We start from the raw sequence: 394 nt of genomic DNA on the forward strand, positions 1-394 counted from the left end.
TGTCGAAGCAATACTTTATAGAATAAGAACAGGCTGCCCATGGCGTGATTTGCCTAAAGAATTTGGTTCGTATAACTCAATCTTTAAAAAATATAATCGTTGGTGTAAAAACGATAAGTTAATGAAAATATTTAAATTAATTTCTTCAAGTGCTGATATGGAATGGGTTTTTATTGATGGTAGTCATGTTCGGGCACACCAACATTCTGCTGGAATAAAAGATCAGGATATTTCTAAAAGCATTGGTGGAAATAGTTCTAAAATACACTTAGCTGTTGATGCGGATGGCAATCCAATCGAAATTATTATCTCCGATGGAACGATACATGATGTCAAGATTGCTCCCAAAATGATTGAAAAACTTGATTTGAGTGAAACGGAAGTATGTTGTGCA

The 394-nt window shown here is 34.3% G+C and carries 1 protein-coding gene; it reads left to right on the forward strand.

All coding sequences use genetic code 11. The features are described from left to right. Positions 1–394, forward strand: a 394-nt coding sequence (locus WFH18_RS18605; RefSeq protein ID WP_336755418.1) for an IS5 family transposase, incomplete at both ends; no start/stop codon positions are given.

It is taken from the genome of Acinetobacter sp. USHLN143, assembly GCF_037145695.1.
In the GTDB taxonomy this organism is placed as follows: domain Bacteria; phylum Pseudomonadota; class Gammaproteobacteria; order Pseudomonadales; family Moraxellaceae; genus Acinetobacter; species Acinetobacter fasciculus.